This is a genomic window from Curtobacterium sp. PhB128, from assembly GCF_004340725.1.
Lineage (GTDB): Bacteria > Actinomycetota > Actinomycetes > Actinomycetales > Microbacteriaceae > Curtobacterium.
This window is the reverse complement of sequence record NZ_SLUR01000004.1, coordinates 159,759-182,042: the sequence shown is the minus strand read 5'-3', so window position 1 is coordinate 182,042 and position 22,284 is coordinate 159,759. Positions and strand designations below refer to the sequence as shown.

Genomic DNA, 22,284 nt, shown 5'->3' with positions numbered 1-22,284 from the left:
GGGAGGTGGGGAGTGCCCGGGAAGGGGCGCGGAACGGACGGGAGGCCCGTGGCGGGCCCGCCACGGGCCTCCTGTCCGGTGGTTCTTGCGTGCTCAGGCCGTGAGTTGCGCCGCGTACTGCGTCTCCAGCAGGCCACCGAGGTAGCGCGCGATGGAACGCGGACCGGAGGCCGGCGCGGACTCCTCGACGGCGGGGTTGTAGTTCGTGTTCGTGTTGATGTCGTAGACGACCGTGCGGCCGTCCGTGGTCTCCATGAACTCGACGCCCGCGATCGTGACGCGCTGGTCGGCGAGGAACGTGCGGAGCTGCTGGACGAGCGGGTGCTCGGCCGTGACCTCGGTCCGGACGCTGAACGCCGGCGGTGCTCCGGCGGTCTCGGTTCCGGGCACGTCGCAGACCGCTCCGGCGATGACCTGGGGGACCTCGCACGCGTCCGCCGGGCACAGCTCGAAGCTGCCGGCGCTCGTGTCGACGCGGACGGCGTACACGAACTCGCCGCCGACGAACTCGACGCGGGTGATGAAGGGCTCGCGGGCCGTCAGGAACTCCTGCAGCAGGGTGATGCCGTCGACCGGCGCCTCGAACTCCGGGGAGTCGACGTAGGCGTCGAACTCGGCGAGCGAGTCGAACCGGCGGACGCCCAGGCCCTTGCCGCCCTGGTTGTGCTTCGTGATGAACGGGACGTCCTGGCCGTTCGTGAAGTCCCGTGCCGCCTGCTTGAGCGTCGTCGTGCCGAACACGGCGGTGGTGCGGGGCACGTCGAACCCGGCGTGCTGCAGCAGCCCGTGCTGGGCCACCTTGGAGACCTCGAGCTCGAGCACGTGGCTGCCGCCGACGACCTGGCGACCCGCTCGTTCGAGCCAGCCGAGGACCGCGCGGGTGTACTCCTTGCTGTGCTCGTGGCCGCGGGTGTGGCTCGACGCCGACATGCGCGACCAGTACACACCGGGCTCCGGCTCGGCACCGAGGTCGATCTGTCCCTCGGTCAGCAGGATCTCCTGCACCGGGACGCCCTCGGCCTCGAAGGCTGCGGCGAGCGGCGGGAACCACTCGGGGTTCTCGTGGATGACGTACACGCGGGGAGTGCTCACCCGCCCACCCTAGGCACGGTATACCGCACGCGGCCAAGTGTGTGACGCGCGGTTGCTTCGTGTGGAGCGCCCGGGTGCGTCTTCGTGGTGCGAGGTTGGTCACTCGGTGCCGGCCTGTAGGGCGGCACCGAGTGGTCAACCTCGCACGAGCCGCGCGGGCCCGCGCCGCGTCAGCCCGCGAAGGCCTGCTGGCCGACGACACCGAGGAGCTCGAGCTTCTGCGCGTCCTCGGATCCTGGGGGTGCGGTGAACAGCAACAGCGCCTGGGCTTGGTCGTCGGTGTGCAGGACCTGGCAGTCGACGGTGATCCGGCCGAGCTGCGGCTGCACGATCGTCTTGTTGTCGGACCAGCGACTCGTCACCTCGTGCAGTGCCCAGAGCTCGCGGAACTCGGGGCTGCGGGTCTCGAGCTCGGCGATCAGCTCGGTGGCCCGACGGTCCCCCGGTCCGGCCAGCCCCACCGCAGCCCGCAGCGACGCCACCACGACCCGGGCCAGTCGCTCGTGTTGCTCCGGCGCGTACTTCGCGAGCTCGTCGCCGGTCACGAACCACCGCCACGCCTGGTAGCGCTCGTTGCCGGGCAGGCTGACGGACGACCCGAGCAGCGCCGCCGCGAGCCGGTTCTCGACCAGCGTCTCCCCCAGGTGGCTGACCACGATCGCGGGGGTGTCCTCGAGCCGGTCGAGCACCCGCAGGATCGCGGGGTCGACGTGGTCGGCGCGGTGCAACCGGGTCGGCGCGTTCTGCCCCGCGAGGTGGAACAGGTGGTCGCGTTCGTCGAGGCTGCAGCGGAGCGCCCGGGCGATCGCGGCGATCATCTGCTCCGACGGCTGCGGTCCGCGCTGCTGTTCCAGACGCGTGTAGTAGTCGACCGACATGCCCGCGAGCGCAGCGACTTCTTCGCGCCGGAGACCAGGCGTCCGGCGTCGTGGTCCCTGACCGAGGCCGACGTCCTCAGGGCGCAGCAGTTCGCGGCGACGGCGGAGGAAGTCGGCGAGTGCAGCGCGGTCCATGGTCCCGATTGTCGTCCGGTTCCCGCCGCCGTGCCAGGGATCGCCGATCCCCCGATGACCGAGGTCTGGATGGGTTGCCGACGACAGCGCATGGTGGTGGACATGGACATCACGAACTCCACCGTCTTCATCCCCGGCGCGACCTCCGGCATCGGTCTCGCCCTGGCCCAGCGCCTGCAGGCCGCCGGCAGCACCGTCGTCATCGGCGGGCGCCGCCAGTCGCTCCTCGACTCGCTCGCCGCCGAGCACGGCTTCGGCACCGTGCAGATCGACGTGAGCGACGCCGCATCCATCGAGAAGGCCGCCGCCTCCGTCCTCGAGGCGTACCCGTCGCTCGACACCCTCGTCACCATGTCGGGGATCATGCGCAACGAGGACCTGCGCTCCCCCGACCACATCCACGACGCGCTCGAGATCATCCAGACCAACCTGGTCGGCACGATCCGCCTCATCGACGCGTTCCTGCCGCACCTGCTGGCGCAGCCCGCCTCGACCATCGTCACGGTCTCGTCCGGCCTCGCGTTCGTCCCGCTCACCGCGACGCCGACGTACAACGCCACCAAGGCCGGCATCCACTCGTACACGCAGTCGCTCCGTCAGCAGCTCCTCGGCACCCCGGTGTCGGTGCTCGAGCTCGCTCCCCCGGCGGTGTCGACCGACCTGATGGGCGGAGCGGACTTCGGCGGCATGCCGCTCGACGCCTTCGCCGACGAGGTCCTCTCGCTGCTGGAGTCGGGGGCATCGCCCGAGATCCTGGTGCAGAACGTGCTGCCGCTCCGGTTCGCCGAGCGCGACGGCACGCACCAGCAGATCTTCGAGGCGATGGCGTCGCGCGCGCACTGACGCGCGGCGACGCCTCGAACGGTGCGAGGTTCCGCGTTCCGTGCGAGGCACTTCGGCTCGCACCGACCACGGAACCTCGCACCACGCGTGGTGTGCCTCGCACGGTGCGAGGAGCGCGTCAGTCGTCAGCGCCGTCGGCCTGCTCACCACGGCGACGGGCGAGCCGATCGAGGGCACGGCTCGCGAGCGGAAGCGCTGAGGCGATCACCGCGCTGTACAACGCCGAGTCGAGGGGCTTGTGGTGCAGCCGTGTCACCGCCCAGGCGGCGGTGAACGCCGTCACGGCCAGTGCCCCCTCGGCCACCCGGCCCAGCCGGTCGAGGCGCATCGGCGGCCGGAAGTCGTCATCGACGTCGCTCGGATCGTCTCGGAACGCCGAGACCGCGACACCGAACACCGGTAATGCGACCCCGAGGACCGCACCCGCCCACGCCGCGTCGTGCGCCGGGTCCCGCACGACAGCGGGTACGGCGAAGAACTCGATGACGAGCCCGCCGAGCACGGCGACGATCGCGAGCCACTGGGAAAGGGTGATGCGACGCACCCGCCGATCGTAGGGGTCCGCGGGTCCTGCGCGCGCTCCCCCGTTCGCGGCGTCAGAGGCTGGCGAGCAGTTGCTGCAGTTCAGCCTTGGCGTCGGGCATCCGCTCGGGGCCGGTGAGCCGCTCCCGCTGCACCGAGATGCGAACGGTGTCGGGCTTGGGACCGTCCTCGGTGTTCAGCAGCACGGATTCGCGGTCGGGGAAGGTCCACCGGGCCGACGGGCGCTTGCCGCCGCGGCGCTCGGACGTCGGCGTGGACCCGAGTGCGGTCGCGAACACCGGCACGATCCGATCGAGCACCGCCTCGCGCTCACCGGGGACCTGCCGTGAGGCCGACACCGCGAAGGTGCCGTCCGTGCGCTGCCCGGGGATGCGGAGCCCACGCGCCTGTTCGTACCCGATGGTGATGCCCTGCGCCCACCACGGCTCGACGCCTTGGCCCACGATCCACGACGCGATCGCAGAGTGCCCGATGGTGGCTCCGCCCGCCGTGTCGATCAGCGCGTGCCACTCGTCCGGTGACTTGCCCGTCGCCGCGAGGACACGGTCCGGCGCCATCCCCTGCGCGTGCGAGCGAACCGTTCCGTCGGTCATGCCGCCATCGTAGGCCGCAGGACACCGCTATCGCGGATCAGCGCTGGGAACCTGCCCGCAGGCGACGCGCCAGCTGCGCACCCTCGGCGTCGATGATCAGCGGGAGGCGCTCCTTGTCGACGACCCCGAACGCAGGATCGACCGTCACGAAGCCGTCGACTTCCCAATGCCGAGCTGTTGCGACGTGCAATGCACCCGAGACGGTCAGGCCGAATTCTTCCATGAGATCTGGGACCTCATCGCTGACGGCATCGATCCCGACCCAATGCAGTTGCGTCGACCGCAACAGTTCTCGCCATGCGGCGACATGGCGACGAGCGGCTTCCGTGGCCATGCCGTGAGCAGCTCGCAGAACCTCGAACTCCGTGTAGGCGCTGTACATCATCTCTGTACCTGCGAGGTCGAGGTGGTCGAGGAACGCGACCGCCTCGACCTTGTGACGATCGGTCCGGCGCAGCGCGCTCCGGATGAAGCTCGACTCGACGAGGACGGCGTCCGGGCGGGCGGCGCAGTCGTTGAACTCGAGGACCCGGTGCTGGTCGAAATGCTCGGGCGTGAGTCGCTCGAACACGGTCAGGGATGCGTGTGGAACGAGACGGTCGGCTCGACCCAGAAGTCCGGATCGATCGACTCGATTGCTCGTCGTCGGCGCTCGCGGCGTTCTTCGAACGTGCCTTCAGGTCGCGGCGTCCGAGCGAACAGCGCTTGCCGTTCGGCTTCGGTGAAGATCCTCGGCCCACGCTGCCGACCGGGGTCCGCACTGAGCAATGCGCGACGACGTCCCGCTGTGAGCTGTTCCTCGGTCAGGCCGCGGCGGTTCGGTCGGCGTGGTTCGGTCGGCTGCATGGTGTCTCCTTGGTCGATGTGATCAACCGTAGGAGCACCGAACGGACGGTACCAAACATTCCGTATTTCGCCGATCCGAGGCGGGAGACGAGCTACTCCGCAGCCGCGAGGACCGTCCGACCGAGCCGCACGAAGTCGTCGACGCCGATCGCCTCGCCCCGCGCTGTCGGGTCGATGCCCGCCGCCGTCAGGACCTCGGAGGCGTGGGCACTGCCGCCGAGCACACCGGACAGGCTCTGCCGCAGCATCTTCCGACGCTGCTGGAACGCCGCATCGACCAGGGTGAAGACCCGCGACCGCAGCCGCTCGCCCCCCGGGGGCTCGTGCCGGTCGAACGCCACGAGCACACTGTCGACGTTCGGGACGGGCCAGAACACCTGTCGGCTGACGAGCCCGGCCGTGCTCCACGAGCCGTACCAGGCGGCCTTGACGCTCGGCGACCCGTAGACCTTGCTGCCCGGGCCCGCCGCGAGGCGGTACCCGACCTCGGCCTGCACCATCACGAGCGACCGCTCGATCGACGGGAAGGTCGCGAGCAGGTGCAGCAGCACGGGCACCGAGATGTTGTAGGGCAGGTTCGCGACGAGGTGGGTCGGTTCGGTGTCGAGGTCCGATGCGGCGACGGTCATCGCGTCCTGCTGCACGACCGTCAACGAGGCCTCCGGCTGCATCGCGCTCACCGTCGACGGCAACCGCACCGCGAGCCGCTTGTCGATCTCGACGGCGGTGACGTGGGCGCCGGTCTCGGTGAGCCCGAGCGTCAGGGAGCCGAGGCCCGGCCCGATCTCGAGCACTCGGGACGACGGCGTCACGCCGGCGACCGACACGATGCGCCGGACGGTGTTGGCGTCGTGCACGAAGTTCTGCCCGAGCTTCTTCGTCGGGGTCACGTCGAGTTCGGCGGCGAGCTCCCGGATCTCGGCCGGGCCGAGCAGCGCGCCCACTACTCGTCCACCGTCACGGGCTCGGCGTCCCACGCACCGTAGACGAGCTCGGTGTTCGACGCGATCTGCGCGGCGAGCATCGAGGCATCGGTGCCGAGGGTCTCCGCCATCGACCGCAGGGTGATCGGGATCAGGTACGGGGCGTTCGGCCGGCCGCGGTACGGCGTCGGGGTCAGGAACGGCGCGTCCGTCTCGACCATGATCAGGTGCCGCGGCGCGACGACGAGGGCTTCGCGGAGCAGTGCCGCGTTCTTGAACGTCACGGTTCCGGCGAACGACATGTACCAACCGCGCTCGGCACAGAGCCGAGCCAGGTCGGGTCCGCCGGAGAAGCAGTGGAACACGGTGCGCTCCGGAGCCCCGACGCGGTCGAGCACCTCGACCACGGCGTCGTGCGCGTCGCGGTCGTGGATGGTCAGCGCGAGGCCGTGCTCCTTCGCGATGCGGATGTGCTCTTCGAACGAACGGATCTGGGCGTCGCGCCCGTCCTCACCGGTGCGGAAGAAGTCGAGCCCGGTCTCACCGATCGCCCGGACGCGGGGCAACGCTGCCAGCGCCTCGATCCCGGCGAGGTGCTCGTCGAGCAGCCCCTGCTCCTGCAGCGACGGCGCCTCGTTCGGGTGCAGTGCGACCGCTGCGAGCACGCGGGGTTCACGGGCGGCGATCGACGCGGACCACTGCGAAGTGGCGAGGTCGGTGCCGACCTGCACGACACCGCGGACGCCGACGCTCGAGGCACGGCCGAGGTGCTCGCGGTAGTCGAGCGCCCCGTCGCCACCGTCGGCGATCTCCATGTGCGTGTGGTTGTCGTAGACCGGGACCACGAGCGCCTCGGGCAGGGGCGGGTAGGTCAGGTCGCGCTTGGAGCCGTCCCCGTCGCCACGGGAGCGGAGGTGGGCGTCGGTCACGCGGCGCCCTGCTCCGCCTGCTCGATGCGCGGGAACAGCCCGCTCTCGAGCGCCACGACGTGCGAAGCACCCTGCCACTCGAAGGCACGATCGACTCGCTGCTCGGCGATCGAGCCGCCGGCACCGATCGACGCCCACAGCTTCTCGGTGGCCTTCGGCATCACCGGGGAGAGCAGGACCGCGACGGTGCCGAGCCCACGGAGCGCGGTGGTCAGGACGGTGCCGAGCCGCTCGCGGTTCGCGTCGTCCTTCGCCAGGGCCCACGGCTGCTGCTCGGTGATGTACCCGTTCAGGGCATCGACGAGCTCCCAGACGGCAGCGATCGCCTCGTGCGGGGCGAACGCGGCGATGGCGGCGTCGGCACGCTCGGTGACCGAGACCGCCAGGGCATCGATCGCCTGGTCCGACTCGGTCAGCGAGCCGCGCGCCGGCACTGCGCCGTCGAAGTACTTCTGCAGCATCGCGACCAGGCGCGAGGCCAGGTTGCCGAAGCCGTTCGCGAGCTCGGCCTGGTACCGCGCCGAGATGTCCTCCCAGCTGAAGTTGCCGTCCTGCCCGAAGGTGATGGCGCGGAGGAAGTAGTAGCGGAAGGCGTCGGAGCCGAAGGTGTCGGTGATCTCCGACGGCGCGATGCCGGTCAGCTTCGACTTGGACATCTTCTCGCCGCCGACGAGCAACCAGCCGTGACCGAAGACGCGCTCGGGCACGGGCAGGCCGGCAGCCATGAGCATCGCCGGCCAGATGACCGCGTGGAAGCGGGCGATGTCCTTGCCGACGATGTGCACGCTCGGCCACAGGCGCTTGAAGGCCTCGTCGTCCTCGGTGCCGTAGCCCAGCGCCGTGACGTAGTTGAGCAGGGCGTCGAACCACACGTACAGGACGTGGTCGCTGTCCCACGGGATCTTGATGCCCCAGTCGAAGCTGGACCGCGAGATCGACAGGTCGCGGAGGCCCTGCTTCACGAACGAGATGATCTCGTTGCGGACGCTCTCCGGCTGGATGAACAGCGGGTTCGACTCGTACAGGTCGAGCAGGCGCTGCTCGAAGTCCGACATGCGGAAGAAGTAGTTGCGCTCGGACAGCACCTCGACCGGGATCGAGTGGATGGCACAGACCTGCTGCCCCTCGTACGCACCGGTGCCGGGGACCAGGTCGCTCGGCTGCTTGTACTCCTCGCAGCCCACGCAGTAGAAGCCCTCGAACTCGCCGGCGTAGATGAAGCCGTCGTCGTAGAGCTTCTGCAGGAACGCCGTCACACCGCGCTCGTGGCGCTCGTCGGTGGTGCGGATGAAGTCGTCGTTGGCGACGTCGACGGTGTCGAGCAGTGGCTTCCACGCCTCGGTCACGAGTCGGTCGGCCCACTCCTGGGGCGTGACCTCGTTCGCCGAGGCGGTGCGCAGGATCTTCTGCCCGTGCTCGTCGGTGCCGGTGAGCAGCCAGGTGTCGTCACCCCGCTGCCGGTGCCAGCGCGCGAGGACGTCCGCGGCGACCTCGGTGTAGGCGTGCCCGATGTGGGGCACGTCGTTCACGTAGAAGATCGGCGTGGTGATGCTGAACGAGGACCCGGCGGACATGCGGACCATCCTACGGGCGCGCGGAACCCGGATGACGCGCGCGGCGGTGGACTGTGGAAAACCGGATCCGGGAGGCCCGTAGCGGGCCCGCCCCGCGCCTCCAGACCGGCCGACGCGAACGTGACGAGCCCCGCTCAGCGCGCCGCGAGCGCCCCTTCGTACAGGTCCCGCTTCGACAGGCCGGTCGCGTCCGCGACCGCCGCTGCGGCCTCCTTCATGCGCATGCCGGCGGCCACCCGCTCGAGCACGAGGCGGACCCCGTCGTCGAGCGTTGCCTCCTCGGTGGCCTCGGCGGCACCGGCGACGACGATGCAGATCTCGCCCCGGACGCCCTCTGACGCCCACGTGACGAGCTCGTCGAGCGGCCCACGACGGACCTCTTCGTACAGCTTCGTGAGCTCACGGCAGACCGCGGCACGACGGTCGCCCCCGAACCCGACGGCCATGTCGGCGAGCGTCTCGGCCAACCGGTGCGGCGACTCGAAGAAGACCATCGTGCGCTGCTCCCCCGCGAGCGCCTGGAACGCGCGGCGACGCTCCCCGCCCTTGCGCGTCGGGAACCCCTCGAACGTGAAGCGGTCCGTCGGCAGTCCGGAGACGGCGAGCGCCATGAGCACCGCCGACGGGCCGGGCAGTGCCGTGACCGTGACGCCAGCGGCTGCCGCTGCCTCGACGAGCGGGAAGCCGGGGTCGCTGATCGCGGGCATGCCGGCGTCGGTGAGGACCACGACGTCCTCGTCACGAGCGAGCTCGACGACCTCGGACGCCTTCGCCCGTTCGTTGTGCTCGTGCAGGGCGATGAGCCGCGGACGGTTCTCGATGCCGAGGGCACGCATGAGGTGGATGGCGGTCCTGGTGTCCTCCGCCGCGACCACGGTGGCGTTGGAGAGGGTCTCGACGAGACGGCGCGAGGCGTCCCCGAGGTTGCCGATGGGGGTTGCTGCGAGGACGATCACGCCACCCATTGTCGTCGCAGCGGGGTCGCAGCGCGGACATGCGGTCGATCCGTAGGATGCTCAACGATGACCAGCGAGCTGACCGACGACCGCACGGCCGTGTCCGACGGGCCGGTCGGCTCGCGCCTCGACGACTGGTGGGGGCGGGTGCTCTCCACCGCCCAGCGCGTCGCGGTGTGGCGCTGGGCCGGACCGATCGCGGTGACGCTGCTCGCCGCCGTGCTGCGCCTGGCGAACCTGGGGAACCCGCACTCCCTGGTCTTCGACGAGACCTACTACGTCAAGGACGGCTGGTCGATCGTCCACCTCGGCTACGAGGGCACCTGGCCGGCGAACCCGAGCAGCGACTCCGCCCCGACGACCGACGACCGGTTCTCGAGTGGTGAGACGGACATCTTCACCAGCGCCGCGGAGTTCATCGCGCACCCGCCGCTCGGCAAGTACCTGATCGGGCTCGGCATGCTCCTGTTCGGGGCGGACAACTCGTTCGGCTGGCGGTTCGCCGTCGCCGTGCTCGGCATCGCGACGGTGTTCCTCACCGCGGTGATCGCCCGGTCGCTGTTCCGCTCCACCCTGGTCGGCACGCTCGCCGGCGGCCTGCTCGCGATCGACGGCCAGGCCATCGTGATGTCCCGCGTCACGCTGCTCGACGGGATCCTGACGTTCTTCGTCGTGCTCGGGTTCGGGGCGCTCCTGCTCGACCGGCGCCGGAGTCAGCGGCGGCTCGACGACTGGGTCGCCGAGCGCGTCGCCGCCGGCCGGGACACCCTGTGGGGGCCCGTGCTCTGGTGGCGTCCGTGGCTGTTCGCGATGGGGCTGACGATGGGGTTGGCCACCGCGACGAAGTGGTCGGGGATGTACTTCCTGGCGTTCTTCGCCGTGTACTCCGTGCTGAGCGACATGATGATGCGCCGCCGTGCGGGGGTCGAGTTCTGGTCGTCCAGCGCGCTGCTGCAGCAGGCCCCCGTGTCGTTCCTGCTCACCGTGCCGATCGCCGCCGTCACCTACGTCGCGTCGTGGACCGGCTGGTTCGTGTCGAAGGACGGCTGGGACCGGAACTGGCTGGCCTCCGGCGGCGAACGCTGGACCGGATTGCTCCGGTGGGTGCCGGACAGTCTGCAGAACTGGTGGCACTACCAGTCGGAGATCTACAACTTCAACATCGGGCTGCACACGCCGCACTCGTACCAGGCGAACCCGCTGCTCTGGCTCGTGATGCAGCGGCCCACGTCGATGTTCTACGTCGGGACCGATGCCGGCCAGGACGGCTGCTCGGCGAGCCGCTGCGGCGAGGCGATCACCGGCGTCGCGAACCCGTTCATCTGGTACGCGGCGGTCATCGCGACCGTGGCGCTGCTCGTGCTCTGGATCCTGCGCCGACAGTGGCAGTACGGCTTCGTCCTGCTCGGCGTCGCCGCGGGCTACCTGCCGTGGCTGATGTACGTCAACCGGACGGTCTTCCAGTTCTACACGATCGCCTTCGAGCCCTTCATGGTGATGGCACTGGCGGCGGCGATCGGGTTGGTGCTCGGGTCACGGACCGATCCACGGCCCCGACGGACCCGGGCGATCGTGTGGGTCGGCGTGTACCTGGTCGTGGTGGTGCTCGCGTCGGCGTACTGGTACCCGATGTGGACCGCGATCCAGGTGCCGTGGGACTTCATCCGGTCGCACTACTGGCTGCCGAGCTGGCTGTAGCGCGCGTCGGGTGTCGGCCCGGCGCGCTGGTCGCCACCGGCCCGGCGCGCTGGTCGCGACCGGCCCGGCGCACTGGTCGCGACCAGACCGCCGGACGGGAGGCACGGGTCGGGCCCGCCACGGGCCTCCCGTCCGGGGTCGGTTGGCACCGGATCCGCGCGCGGTCCGCGGGGACGCGTCAGGACTGCGCGTGCAGCGCGCGCTCGATCGACTCGCGGTCGAGCGGGTCGCCGACCATGCTCGGCGCGGTCCGGGTCTGCGGCAGGACGCCCTCGATGAGGAGTTCGGCGTACCGGCGCCAGGCGTTCGGGTCGTGCTCGCGGGTGGCGTCCGCGACGGCACCCACCATGGCGGTGAGCATCGGGAGGTCGCGGTAGTCGAAGCCGGGGCGGACCACCCCGGCGGTCTCGGCCCGCCCGATGATCGCGGAGACCTGGCGTTCCAACCGGTCACGCTCCTGCACGATCGACGGACGCGCCTTGCCCGCACGCACGATGGCGTCGGCGAGCGCACGGTCGCGGGCGCGGAACTCGAACACCCCGGTCAGGTAGACCCGCAGGGCCTCGCGCGGGTCGACGACGTCGGCGGCGCGGGCCGCTGCGTCGTTCATCGCCTCGAACTTGGTGGCGAGCAGCGCCTCGATCAGGGAGTCCTTGTCGGCGAAGCGCCGGTACACGGTGCCGACACCGACCCCCGCTTCGTGCGCGATGTCGTTCAGGGTGACCGACAGCCCGCGCTCCGCGAAGCACTTGCGAGCGGTCTGCAGGATCAGCTCGCGGTTGCGTGCCGCATCGGCGCGCAGCGGGCGCTCGAGGTCGGGCGCGGACTCGGTGGTGCTCACGATGCCGAACCTAGTTGAACTTTCTGGGAATAAGTGGATGCGGACCCTCCGTTTCGGTCTACACTGTCGACAAACGGATGCCGTGCATCCGTTTGACACCTCCCCTCTTCGAAACGCCCGACGGTGCGCGCTTCGTGCTCCCCCTCCAACCTTCTCGAAGGAGGCTGCCGTGACGGCAGAACACACCGTGCCGACCCCCACCGGGGCAGCACCCACGACTTCTGGCACCACCCCCGCCAAGAGCAACCACCGCTGGATCGCCCTGGCGGTCATCGCCCTCGCCCAGCTGATGGTCGTGCTCGACGCCACGATCGTGAACATCGCGCTCCCCTCGGCCCAGGCCGACCTGGGGTTCGGCACCGACCAGCGCCAGTGGATCGTCACCGCGTACTCGCTGGCGTTCGGCTCGCTCCTGCTGCTCGGCGGGCGCCTCGGCGACCTGTTCGGCCGCAAGAACACGTTCATCATCGGCCTGGTCGGCTTCGCGGTCGCGTCCGTGCTCGGCGGCCTCGCCGACTCGTTCGGCCTGCTCGTCGCGGCCCGCGCCCTCCAGGGTGTCTTCGGCGCCCTGCTCGCACCGTCCGCGCTCGGCATGCTGACCACCACGTTCCGCGACCCGAAGGAGCGCGGTCGTGCGTTCGGCATCTTCGGCTCGATCGCCGGTTCCGGTGCGGCCATCGGCCTGCTCCTGGGCGGCGTGCTCACCGAGTACGCGTCGTGGCGCTGGTGCCTCTACGTCAACGTCGTCTTCGCCGTGCTCGGCGTGATCGGCGCGCTCGTGTTCATGGAGAAGCCGCCGAAGGTCGATCGCCCGCGCATCGACGTCGCCGGCGTCATCACCATCACCGCCGGTCTGGTCGGCGTCGTCTACGGGTTCTCGAACGCCGAGACCAACGGCTGGGACTCCCCCGTCACCATCGCGATGCTCGCCGGTGGCGTCGTCCTGATCGCCGCGTTCGTGTTCATCGAGACCCGTGTGGCGCACCCGCTGCTGCCGCTGCGGGTCGTGCTCGACCGTGACCGCGGTGGGTCGTTCATCGCGATCGGCCTGGTGGCGATCGGCATGTTCGGCATCTTCCTGTTCCTGACCTACTACCTCGAGCAGACCCTCGGGTTCAGCTCGCTGCAGACCGGTCTGGCCTTCCTGCCGATGCCGCTGTCGATCATGATCTCGGCGACGCAGATCGGTGGGCGACTGCTGCCGCGCATCGGCCCGAAGATCCTGATCTTCGCCGGTGGCCTCGTCGCCGCGATCGGCCTGCTCCTGCTGCTGCGCACCGACCTGGACAGCTCCTACGCGGGCACCGTCCTGCCGGCGCTGATCGTCATCGGGCTCGGCATGGGCACGATCTTCTCGTCCGCGATGAACACCGCGACCACCGGGGTGGCCCGAGCCGACGCCGGTGTGGCCTCGGCGACGGTGAACACCATGCAGCAGATCGGTGGCTCGATCGGCACGGCGCTGCTGTCGACGATCTTCGCCGACGTCGTGAAGAACAGCCTGACCGGGCTGTCGGCGGCGCCCACGAAGCTGCAGCAGGCGCAGGCCACGCTCGACGGCTACCACGTGGCGTTCGGCATCTCGGCCGGTGTGCTCGTGCTCGTCGCCCTGGCGGGTGGCCTGCTCATCAACCGGCAGTCGGTGCGGCTCGACCGGCTCGCCCACGCCGCGTCCACGACGACCGGGAGCATCCCCGCCGCCGCACACTGACGCGTCAGCTCGTCCGAACGGCCCGTCCTGGTTCTGCCGGGGCGGGCCGTTCGTGCGTGCGTGTGGGGCGGGGTGCCGGAGCAGGGCGGGGGTGCGGGTGCGTGCGGGGCGGGTGCCGGGTCGCGCGGGTTTTGCGACGTTCCACGAGTCGTTCAACGCGCGGATCGTCGGAACATGCACCCGCAGTCATTGCGTGTGCATGTTGCGACGAACCACCGGTCGAACAACTCGTGGATCGTCGGAACATGCGCACGCACCAGCCACCACACGCGCCCCGGTTGCGCAGTGTGTCGGTTTCCCTGTCACCCGTCAGTGGTCCGCATTATCGTGTGCGGCATGGCCCCCGTCCTGACCTCGCCGCTCGTGTCGACGCAGTGGCTCGCCGACCACCTCGGTGGTGACGAGCTCGTCGTCCTCGACGCCTCCGTGCACACGCTGGGGACCGGCCTCGAGACGATGTGGCACTCCGCGGTCGACTCCTACGAGCAGCGCGGGCACGTCCCCGGCGCCCGCTTCGCCGACCTCGTCGACGCGTTCTCCACGCCGGGCGCCGAGGTGCCCTTCACCCGCCCGAGTGCCGAACGGTTCGAGGCAGCTGCCGGCGACCTCGGCGTCACGAACACCTCGACGGTCGTGGTCTACGACGACAGCGTCGGCGAGTGGTCGGCGCGGCTGTGGTGGATCTTCCGGTCGTTCGGCTTCGACTCCGTCGCGGTCCTCGACGGCGGGTTCACGAAGTGGCGCGACGAGGGCCGGCCGGTCCGCGTCGGTGCACTGCGCCAGGCACCATCGCCGGCGAAGGCGCCCGACGACGACAGCGCCTTCCTCGCCGGTGAAGAACGCCCGCTCTGGGCCGACCACGCCCGTGTCCGCCGAGCAGTGACGGGCGAACAGCCTGCGGCACTGGTGTTCGCTGCGCCCGCAGCGGCCCTCGGCGACGACCACCCGCCGATCATCCCGGGGAGCACCCCGATCACCGTGGACACCCTGGTCGACCCGGACACCAACGCGTACCTGCGCGGGCCGAAGCTCGCCGAGGCGTTCGCCGCGGTCGTCGGCGAGGACGAGATCGTGACGTACTGCGGGGTCGGTAGCGCCGCGTGCGTCGATGCCCTGGCGCTGACCGTGCTCGGCCACGACAAGGTCACCGTGTACGACGGCTCGCTGCTGGACTGGTGGCGGCACGAGCCCGAGGCCCTGGCGTCCTGACGACGACGCGCGCCCCGGCTAGCGTTGGCGCATGAGCTCCAGACGCGCGGTCATCCTCGGCGGTACCGGCGGGATCGGTTCGGCCGTCGCGCGTGAACTCCTCGACGCCTCCGGGCGGGGCGGCGACGACTGGCAGGTCGACGTCATCGCGCGCCGCGGTGGCCCGGCAGCCGATTCCCTCACCGCCCGCGGCGCGACCTTCACCGCGGGTGACCGCCGCGACACGAGCACCCTGCGCGACGTCCTCCGCCCCGGCGCGGACCTGCTCGTCGACACCGTGGGGCTGACCCGCGACGACGCGACGCAGCTCCTGCCGTTCCTCGACGACGTCGGGTCCACCGTGTTCGTCTCCTCGCGTGCGGTCTACGTCGACGACCAGGGCCGGCACGCGAACTCGACGGACAAGCCGGTCTTCGGCGCCGCGGTCACCGAGATCCAGCCGACCGTCACGGCGGGCGACGGCGACCCGACCAGCCGTGACGGCTACGGCGCGGCGAAGGTGGCGTCCGAGCAAGTGCTGCTCGACCACGGCGCCCCGGTCACGGTGCTGCGCCCGTCGAAGGTGTACGGCATCGGCATCGGCCGTCCGCGAGAGTGGTTCGTGGTCCGCCGGGTCCTCGACGGCCGGGAACGCATCCTGCTCGCCGACCACGGCCGCGGTGTGGACCACACGACGGCGGCGAGCGGCATCGGCTCGCTCGTCCGACTGGTCGCGGACGCTCCGGACCGGCGCATCCTCAACGTCGCCGACGACTCCGCTCCGACGGCGCTCGAGATCGTGCGGACGATCGCTGGGCACCTCGACCACCGGTTCGACGAGGTCCTGCTCGACGCGGACGCCCCTGCCTTCGTCGGCACGACCCCGTGGTCGTCGCCGTCACCGTTCGTCCTCGACACGACGGCGGCACGGACGCTCGGGTGGCAGCCGCCGACCTTCGCGACCGCGGTCCTGCCCGAACTCGACTGGTTGGTGGAGACGGCGCAGTCCACACCGGCGGACGGCGACGTGCCGTGGGCCGACGACCCGTTCTGGGAGCGCATGTTCGACTACGGCCCCGAGGACGCTGCCCTCGCGCTCCTGTCGCTGGGCCTCGGGTGACGGTGCCGAGCACGCCCCGCTCCGAGGTCCTGTTCATCGGCGGGCGGTCCGGTGTCGGCAAGTCCACCGCTGCCGAGGCGCTGCACGACCTGCTCGTCGCCGCGGACGTGCGCCACGCGGTGATCGAGGGCGACCTGCTCGACCTGGCGCACCCGGCACCGCACGTCGAGCACCCCGAAGCGCGGCTCGCGGAGCGGAACCTCGCAGCCCTGTGGACGTCCTACCGCGAGCTCGGCCACCACCGGCTGGTCTACACGAACACCGTTTCCGTGCTGGAACACGAGCGTCTGGCGGCCGCCATGGGCGACGACCCCGTGGTCACGACGGTCCTGCTGCGCGCGGCGGACGGTCCCACCGCCGAGCGGCTGGCCCGACGGTCGGGTGGCGAGGTCCCGCAGGCGCAGCTCGCGCACAGCACGCGGACGGCCGGGAGGCTCGACTCGGCTTCCGGGGACACGGTCACCCGGGTGGACACGGACGGTCTCACCCCCAACCAGGTCGCACAGCGTCTCGCCGCGTTGACGGGGTGGCTCCCCCGCTGACCGTCCCGCTGCGGCCTGTGGACTCCGCGATCCGTCCACAGATCGCGTCCGTCGCTGGCCCGCTCAGTCGCCACGGGGCACGCTGGAGCCATGAACGACAACCGACTCGGCACCTCGGTCAGCCCGTACCTCCGGCTGCACGCCGACAACCCCGTGGACTGGCGCGAGTGGGGCCCCGAAGCCTTCGCCGAGGCACGTGAGCGCGGCGTCCCGGTCCTGGTGTCGGTCGGCTACGCCACGTGCCACTGGTGCCACGTCATGGCGCGTGAGAGCTTCGCCGATCCGGAGATCGGCGCACTCCTCCGTCAGGACTTCGTCGCCGTCAAGGTCGACCGCGAAGAACGTCCCGACGTCGACGCAAGCCTGATGGCCGCTGCGAGCGCGTTCACGCAGCAGCTCGGGTGGCCCCTGACGACGTTCCTGACGCCCGAGGGCCACGTGTTCTTCGCCGGCACCTACTTCCCGCCGACCCCCGTCGGTCAGGTGCCCGCGTTCCGGCAGATCCTGGCGGCGGTGCTCGATGCGTGGACCGAGCGGCGGCACGAGGTCGACGCGAACGCCGCGGCCATCGCGACGGCGATCCGGCAGGGGGCCGAGGCGGACGCGACCGCCCGCGCTGGCGAGGGTGCTGGCGGAGCAGCCACGGGCCTCCCGTCCGCCGACAGCATCCGGGCCGTCACCGATCAGTTGTCGCAGGCAGAGGACACCACCTACGGTGGTTTCGGCGGTGCTCCGAAGTTCCCGAGCACGCCGCTGCTGGAGTTCCTCGCCGACGCGGCACGCGACGGCGACGCCGAGGCCGACGGCCTGCTGGACCGGTCGCTCCACGCGATCCGGGCCTCCGAGCTGACCGATGCCGACGGCGGTGTCTTCCGGTACGCCACCAAGCGCGACTGGAGCGTGCCGCACTACGAGCGGATGCTCTACGACAACGCCGGACTCCTCGCGGTCGCCGGTGCCGAACAGGCGCGCGGCATCGCGGACTTCCTGCGCGACACCCTGCGGCAGGACGACGGGGCGTTCGTCGCCGCGCAGGACAGCGAGTCCACGATCGACGGCCAGCGGGTGGAGGGCGAGTGGTACCGGCGGCCGCTGTCGGAGCGCGCGCTCCTCGAGCCGCCACCACTCGACGACCAGGTCCTGACCGGCTGGAACGGCCTGGCGATCCGCGGACTCGCGATCGCCGGTGACCGCCACGACGACCCCGAGATGATCGGCATCGCCCGGGATGCGGCCGATGCGCTGCTGCGGTCGCACGTGCGTGACGGGCACGTCGTGGTCCGCTCGAGCACGCCTCGCGGCGCGTCAGCAGCGCCGGCGACCATCGAGGACGTCGGGCTGCTGGCCGAGGGTCTGCTCGAGCTCGCCCTGGTGACCGGCGAGGTCACCTACGCCGTGACGGCTCGTTCCCTGGTCGACGACGGCCTGGCGAACCGGTTCGACGTCGACGCCGTGCTCGCCGGAGCGGGCACGGCGACCGGGGAACAGCCGCAGACCGCGATGCGCTCCGGCACGGTGGCGCTGGCCGCAGCGGCAGCCGGCCTCGCGGCGTTGACCGGGGACTCCGCGTACCGGACAGCGGCAACGCGGTTCGTGGCCGAACGCGCGACGACGGGTACCGAGCGACCGCTCGGGCACGCCGACGCCCTCGGTGTCGCACTCGGGCTGCAACGACCCTCGCGCGAGGTCGTGGTCGTGGTCGTGACGTCCGACCAGCACGACCCACTCCGCGATGCCGTCCGCGCCGCGCGCCGACCCGGCACGGTCATCGCTCGTGTGACCCCGACGCAGGCTGCGGAGTGGGCGGCTGCGGGGTTCGAACTGTTCGAGGCACGGGACGCCCTCGACCCGGCTGCGTACGTCTGCCGCGACCGCGTGTGCGCCCTGCCCGCTCGGTCCGCAGGAGACCTGGCCGCGGGGCTCGCAGCACCGGCGGCGTGACGGTATCCTGGAATGCTCATGTCTCCCACGCCGCCAGTCATCACGTACCCGCCCGAACTGCCGGTCTCGCAGCGGCGGGACGACATCGCGGCCGCCATCCGTGACAACCAGGTCGTCATCGTCGCGGGTGCCACCGGCTCGGGCAAGACCACCCAGCTGCCGAAGATCTGCCTCGAGCTGGGGCGTGAGCACATCGGGCACACCCAGCCCCGCCGGATCGCCGCTCGCACCATCGCCGAGCGCGTGTCAGAAGAGCTCGGCAGCGAGCTCGGCGACCTCGTCGGCTACCAGGTCCGGTTCACCGACAAGGTGTCGTCGAACACCCGCATCAAGCTGATGACCGACGGCATCCTGCTGAACGAGATCCACTTCGACCGCGACCTGAAGCGGTACGACACGATCATCATCGACGAGGCGCACGAGCGGTCGCTCACGATCGACTTCCTGCTCGGCTACCTCAAGCGGCTCCTGGTCCGGCGACCCGACCTCAAGCTGATCATCACGAGCGCGACGATCGACCCCGAGTCCTTCTCGAAGCACTTCGGCGACGCCCCGATCATCGAGGTCTCCGGGCGGACCTACCCCGTCGAGATCCGGTACCGCCCGCTCGTGTCCGAGGACGCCGACGACACCGACGAGGACGACGAGACCGATTCGCGCACGGCCGACCGCGGCGGGGCGAACGGCGCCGACGACCGCGACACCCTGCAGGGGATCACCGACGCGTTGGACGAACTCGCGCGGGAAGAACCCGGCGACGTGCTCGTGTTCCTGTCCGGCGAGAACGAGATCCGCGACGCGCAGGACGCGATCGAGGGCAAGCGCTACCAGGGCACCGAGGTCCTGCCCCTGTACGGCCGGCTCTCCGCCGCCGACCAGCACCGCGTCTTCGACCGACGCACCACGCCGGGGATCCGCCGACGCGTGGTGCTCGCCACCAACGTCGCCGAGACCTCGCTGACGGTGCCCGGCATCAAGTACGTCATCGACACCGGCACCGCGCGCATCTCGCGGTACTCCCCGCGCGCCAAGGTGCAGCGGCTGCCGATCGAGGCGATCTCGCAGGCCAGCGCCAACCAGCGTTCGGGTCGAGCGGGCCGCACGAGCGCCGGCATCGCGATCCGGCTCTACTCCGAAGACGACTTCGAGCGTCGCGACGAGTTCACCGACCCCGAGATCCTGCGGACGAACCTCGCCGCGGTGATCCTGCAGATGATCTCGCTCGGGTTCGGCGACATCGAGTCGTTCCCGTTCCTGCAGCCACCGGACTCCCGCGGCGTGAAGGACGGCCTGGACCTGCTGCGCGAACTCCGTGCCGTCGACAAGGACGGCCGGATCACCAAGTCCGGACGACAGCTCACCCGGCTGCCGATCGACCCGCGGCTCGGCCGGATGGTGCTCGAGGCCGGGCGCCAGGGCGTCGGTCGCGAGGTCGTCGCCGTCGTCAGTGCCCTGAGCATCCAGGACCCCCGCGAACGCCCGCTCGAGAAGCGCGCCCACGCCGACCAGATGCACGCCCGCTTCGCCGACCCGACGAGCGACTTCCTCACCCTGCTCGCGCTGTGGAACTACATCGAGGACAAGCAGGACGAGCTGTCGTCGAGCGCGTTCCGCCGGCTCTGCAAGGCCGAGTTCCTCAACTACCTGCGCATCCGCGAGTGGCAGGACCTCTACCGCCAGCTCTCCCGCGCCGCGAAGCAGGTCGACGTCCGGGTCGGGCAGTCCCGCTCCGACGACGGCGACGCGGTGCACCGGTCCCTGCTCGCCGGTCTGCTCAGCCAGATCGGGCTGCGCGACCGCGAGAAGCGCGACTACCTCGGCTCGCGGAACACCCGGTTCGTGGTGTTCCCGGGCAGTGTGCTCGCGAAGAAGCAGCCCGACGCGGTGATGGCGGCCGAACTCGTCGAGACCAGTCGGCTGTTCGCACGGACCGTCGGCCGGATCGACCCCGCCTGGGTCGAGCCCCTCGCCGGTGACCTGCTGAAGCGCACCTACGGCGAGCCGCACTGGGAGAAGAAGCAGGGCGCGGTCGTCGCCTACGAGCGGGTGACCCTGTTCGGCGTCCCGATCGTGCAGCGGCGCCGCGTGCAGTACGCCCGGATCGACCCGGAGCACTCGCGCGAGCTCTTCATCCGCCACGCCCTGGTCGAGGGCGAGTGGGAGTCGCAGCAGGCGTTCGACCGTGCCAACCGGAAGCTCCGCAAGGAACTCGAGCAGCTCGAGGAGCGCACGCGCCGGCGCGACATCCTGCTCGACGACGAGAACGTCTACGAGTTCTACGACGCCCGCATCCCCGCCGACATCGCGACGACCCGCGACTTCGAGGGGTGGTGGCGGACGACGCGCCGCGACCAGCCGGACCTGCTCACGATGCGCAGGGCGGACCTCCTGGACGAATCCGCTGCCGAGGCAGCGGAGGACGACGTCGAGTACCCGACCCAGTGGCGGAGCGGCGACCAGCGACTCGCGATCCAGTACCGCTTCGAGCCGGGCGCGCAGGACGACGGCGTCAGCGTGCAGGTGCCGCTCGCGCTGCTCCCCCGCATGCGCGAAGAGGGCTTCGACTGGCAGGTCCGCGGCCTCCGCAAGGAGCTCGTGACCGCTCTCATCAAGTCGCTGCCGAAGCAGATCCGCAAGAACGTCGTACCCGCCGCCGACTGGGCCGAGAAGATCGTCGCCGAGCTGCCGGACGACGCCCCGACCGAGCCGACCGAGTCGTTCCGCGCGACCCTGGCCAAGGCGATCCAGCGTATGACCTACGTCCCGGTGTCGGAGTCCGACTTCGACCTGGCCCGCGTGCCGTCGCACCTGCTGCCGACCTGGGCGGTCGTCGACGAACGTGGTCGGCGGGTCGAGGCCGGCAAGGACCTGTCGGTCCTGCAGACGAAGCTCAAGGACCGCACGCAGCAGAGTGTCGCCTCCGCCACGGTGCGGGCTGCGGGACAGCCAGGAGGCGCGGCTCGCGTCGCCGCCGCCGGTGGCGGTGCCGGGGTGGAACAGTCCGGCCTCACCACGTGGCCGGCCCAGGACCTGCCACAGACCCTCGACACCAAGCAGGCCGGTGGTGTCATCCGTGCCTACCCGTCCCTGGTGGAGGAGGGCTCCGGCCCGAAGGCGACCGTCGGCGTGCAGTTGCTCGCGACGCCGTCCGACCGGCAGGTGCGCATGCCCGCCGGGGTCCGTCGCCTGGTGATGCTCGCGGTGCCGTCGCCGGTGTCGTACATCCAGTCGCACCTGACCGCGCAGGAGAAGCTCGCACTCGCGGCGAGCCCGTACGTCTCCACGAACGCACTCTTCGACGACGTGCTCGCGGCCGTCGTCGACGCGGTGATCCGTCGCGCTCACCCGGACGGGCTCGTGTTCACGAAGGCCGCGTTCGAAGCGGTTCGTGACGCCGTGTCGGCGACCGTGGTCGACACGATGTTCACGGCGGTGTCCGAGCTCGCTGCCGTGCTCCTCGCCCAACGGTCCGCCGAACGAGCACTCAAGCAGGCGAACTCGATGTCCCTGCTCGGTGCGCTGACGGACATGCGCCAGCAGATGGAGCGTCTCGTCTCCCCGGGGTTCGTCTCCGTCGCCGGGACCGACCGGCTCCGGCGCATCCGGGTCTACCTGCAGGGCATCGAGGCGCGCGTGCAGAAGCTGCTGCAGAACCCCGGGCGCGATGCCACGTGGATGCGCGAGGTCACCGTCGCGACCGACCGCTACGTCGACGCCGGCGGGGCCTTCCCTCCGGCAGTCGGTTCGCACCCCGAGCTCGTGCACGCGCGGTGGATGCTCGAGGAGTTCCGCCTCAGCCTGTTCGCGCAAGAACTCGGCACCGCTGAGACGGTGTCGTTGCAGCGGATTACGAAGGCCCTGACCGCGGCGCGCTGATCGCTTGATGTTCCGGTCAACTGATCGCGACGGCACGGGTGACCCGTGCCAAGAT

Annotated in this window: 18 protein-coding genes; 8 read left to right on the top strand and 10 right to left on the bottom strand. The window is 70.8% G+C overall.

Annotated elements, in window-relative coordinates:
• Positions 1-93: 93 nt before the first annotated feature.
• Both EDF23_RS09045 and EDF23_RS09040 read right to left on the bottom strand, forming a co-directional pair.
• On the bottom strand, positions 94-1,092 hold the full coding sequence (locus EDF23_RS09045) for an alpha-L-glutamate ligase (protein WP_123291824.1): 999 nt from the start codon (positions 1,090-1,092) through the stop codon (positions 94-96).
• Between the two features lie 170 nt (positions 1,093-1,262).
• Positions 1,263-2,105, bottom strand: a complete 843-nt coding sequence (locus EDF23_RS09040) for a helix-turn-helix transcriptional regulator (RefSeq protein ID WP_111084701.1) — start codon at positions 2,103-2,105, stop codon at positions 1,263-1,265.
• A 102-nt stretch (positions 2,106-2,207) separates the two neighbouring features.
• On the opposite strand from EDF23_RS09040, the gene EDF23_RS09035 reads away from it, so the two are divergent.
• Positions 2,208-2,948 (top strand): SDR family NAD(P)-dependent oxidoreductase, encoded by a 741-nt coding sequence (locus tag EDF23_RS09035; protein ID WP_131921464.1) that lies wholly within the window; start codon positions 2,208-2,210, stop codon positions 2,946-2,948.
• A 118-nt stretch (positions 2,949-3,066) separates the two neighbouring features.
• On the opposite strand, the gene EDF23_RS09030 is transcribed toward EDF23_RS09035, so the two are convergent.
• The 7 genes from EDF23_RS09030 to rsmI form a co-directional block, all read right to left on the bottom strand.
• Positions 3,067-3,492, bottom strand: a complete 426-nt coding sequence (locus tag EDF23_RS09030) for a hypothetical protein (protein WP_131921463.1) — start codon at positions 3,490-3,492, stop codon at positions 3,067-3,069.
• Positions 3,493-3,544: 52 nt separating this feature from the next.
• Positions 3,545-4,084: a hypothetical protein gene (locus tag EDF23_RS19200; protein WP_165901073.1), complete on the bottom strand. Its 540-nt coding sequence runs from the start codon at positions 4,082-4,084 to the stop codon at positions 3,545-3,547.
• Positions 4,085-4,121: 37 nt separating this feature from the next.
• On the bottom strand, positions 4,122-4,655 hold the full coding sequence (locus tag EDF23_RS09020) for a PIN domain-containing protein (protein WP_165901072.1): 534 nt from the start codon (positions 4,653-4,655) through the stop codon (positions 4,122-4,124).
• A 367-nt stretch (positions 4,656-5,022) separates the two neighbouring features.
• Entirely contained in the window at positions 5,023-5,874 is an 852-nt protein-coding gene (gene rsmA, locus EDF23_RS09015; RefSeq protein WP_131921460.1) for a 16S rRNA (adenine(1518)-N(6)/adenine(1519)-N(6))-dimethyltransferase RsmA, read from the bottom strand.
• Entirely contained in the window at positions 5,874-6,782 is a 909-nt protein-coding gene (locus tag EDF23_RS09010) for a TatD family hydrolase (protein WP_123338561.1), read from the bottom strand. The genes rsmA and EDF23_RS09010 overlap by 1 nt, the downstream gene beginning before the upstream one ends.
• A complete protein-coding gene (gene metG, locus EDF23_RS09005) occupies positions 6,779-8,356 on the bottom strand; it encodes a methionine--tRNA ligase (protein ID WP_123291816.1) in 1,578 nt (525 codons plus the stop codon). The genes EDF23_RS09010 and metG overlap by 4 nt, the downstream gene beginning before the upstream one ends.
• Before the next feature lie 134 nt (positions 8,357-8,490).
• Positions 8,491-9,312: a 16S rRNA (cytidine(1402)-2'-O)-methyltransferase gene (gene rsmI, locus EDF23_RS09000; RefSeq protein WP_123292295.1), complete on the bottom strand. Its 822-nt coding sequence runs from the start codon at positions 9,310-9,312 to the stop codon at positions 8,491-8,493.
• A 66-nt stretch (positions 9,313-9,378) separates the two neighbouring features.
• On the opposite strand from rsmI, the gene EDF23_RS08995 reads away from it, so the two are divergent.
• Positions 9,379-11,010: a phospholipid carrier-dependent glycosyltransferase gene (locus tag EDF23_RS08995; protein ID WP_123938396.1), complete on the top strand. Its 1,632-nt coding sequence runs from the start codon at positions 9,379-9,381 to the stop codon at positions 11,008-11,010.
• Between the two features lie 178 nt (positions 11,011-11,188).
• Here the strand turns inward: EDF23_RS08995 and EDF23_RS08990 are convergent, their stop codons facing one another.
• Positions 11,189-11,851 (bottom strand): TetR/AcrR family transcriptional regulator, encoded by a 663-nt coding sequence (locus EDF23_RS08990; RefSeq protein WP_165901439.1) that lies wholly within the window; start codon positions 11,849-11,851, stop codon positions 11,189-11,191.
• A gap of 169 nt (positions 11,852-12,020) precedes the next feature.
• Here EDF23_RS08990 and EDF23_RS08985 point away from each other — a divergent pair, with 169 nt between their 5' ends.
• The 6 genes from EDF23_RS08985 (at position 12,021) to hrpA (ending at position 22,229) form a co-directional block, all read left to right on the top strand.
• Positions 12,021-13,562, top strand: coding sequence for an MFS transporter (locus EDF23_RS08985; RefSeq protein ID WP_123291813.1), 1,542 nt, complete (start codon positions 12,021-12,023; stop codon positions 13,560-13,562).
• Between the two features lie 336 nt (positions 13,563-13,898).
• Positions 13,899-14,771 (top strand): rhodanese-like domain-containing protein, encoded by an 873-nt coding sequence (locus tag EDF23_RS08980; RefSeq protein WP_165901071.1) that lies wholly within the window; start codon positions 13,899-13,901, stop codon positions 14,769-14,771.
• A gap of 31 nt (positions 14,772-14,802) precedes the next feature.
• Positions 14,803-15,870, top strand: coding sequence for an NAD-dependent epimerase/dehydratase family protein (locus tag EDF23_RS08975; RefSeq protein WP_123938399.1), 1,068 nt, complete (start codon positions 14,803-14,805; stop codon positions 15,868-15,870).
• Positions 15,871-15,872: 2 nt separating this feature from the next.
• Complete coding sequence (locus EDF23_RS08970; protein WP_123938400.1) at positions 15,873-16,412, top strand: ATPase; 540 nt, start codon at positions 15,873-15,875, stop codon at positions 16,410-16,412.
• 90 nt (positions 16,413-16,502) lie between these two features.
• Positions 16,503-18,353 (top strand): DUF255 domain-containing protein, encoded by a 1,851-nt coding sequence (locus tag EDF23_RS08965; RefSeq protein WP_131921458.1) that lies wholly within the window; start codon positions 16,503-16,505, stop codon positions 18,351-18,353.
• A gap of 18 nt (positions 18,354-18,371) precedes the next feature.
• On the top strand, positions 18,372-22,229 hold the full coding sequence (gene hrpA, locus EDF23_RS08960) for an ATP-dependent RNA helicase HrpA (protein WP_131921457.1): 3,858 nt from the start codon (positions 18,372-18,374) through the stop codon (positions 22,227-22,229).
• The last annotated feature ends 55 nt before the right edge of the window (positions 22,230-22,284 follow it).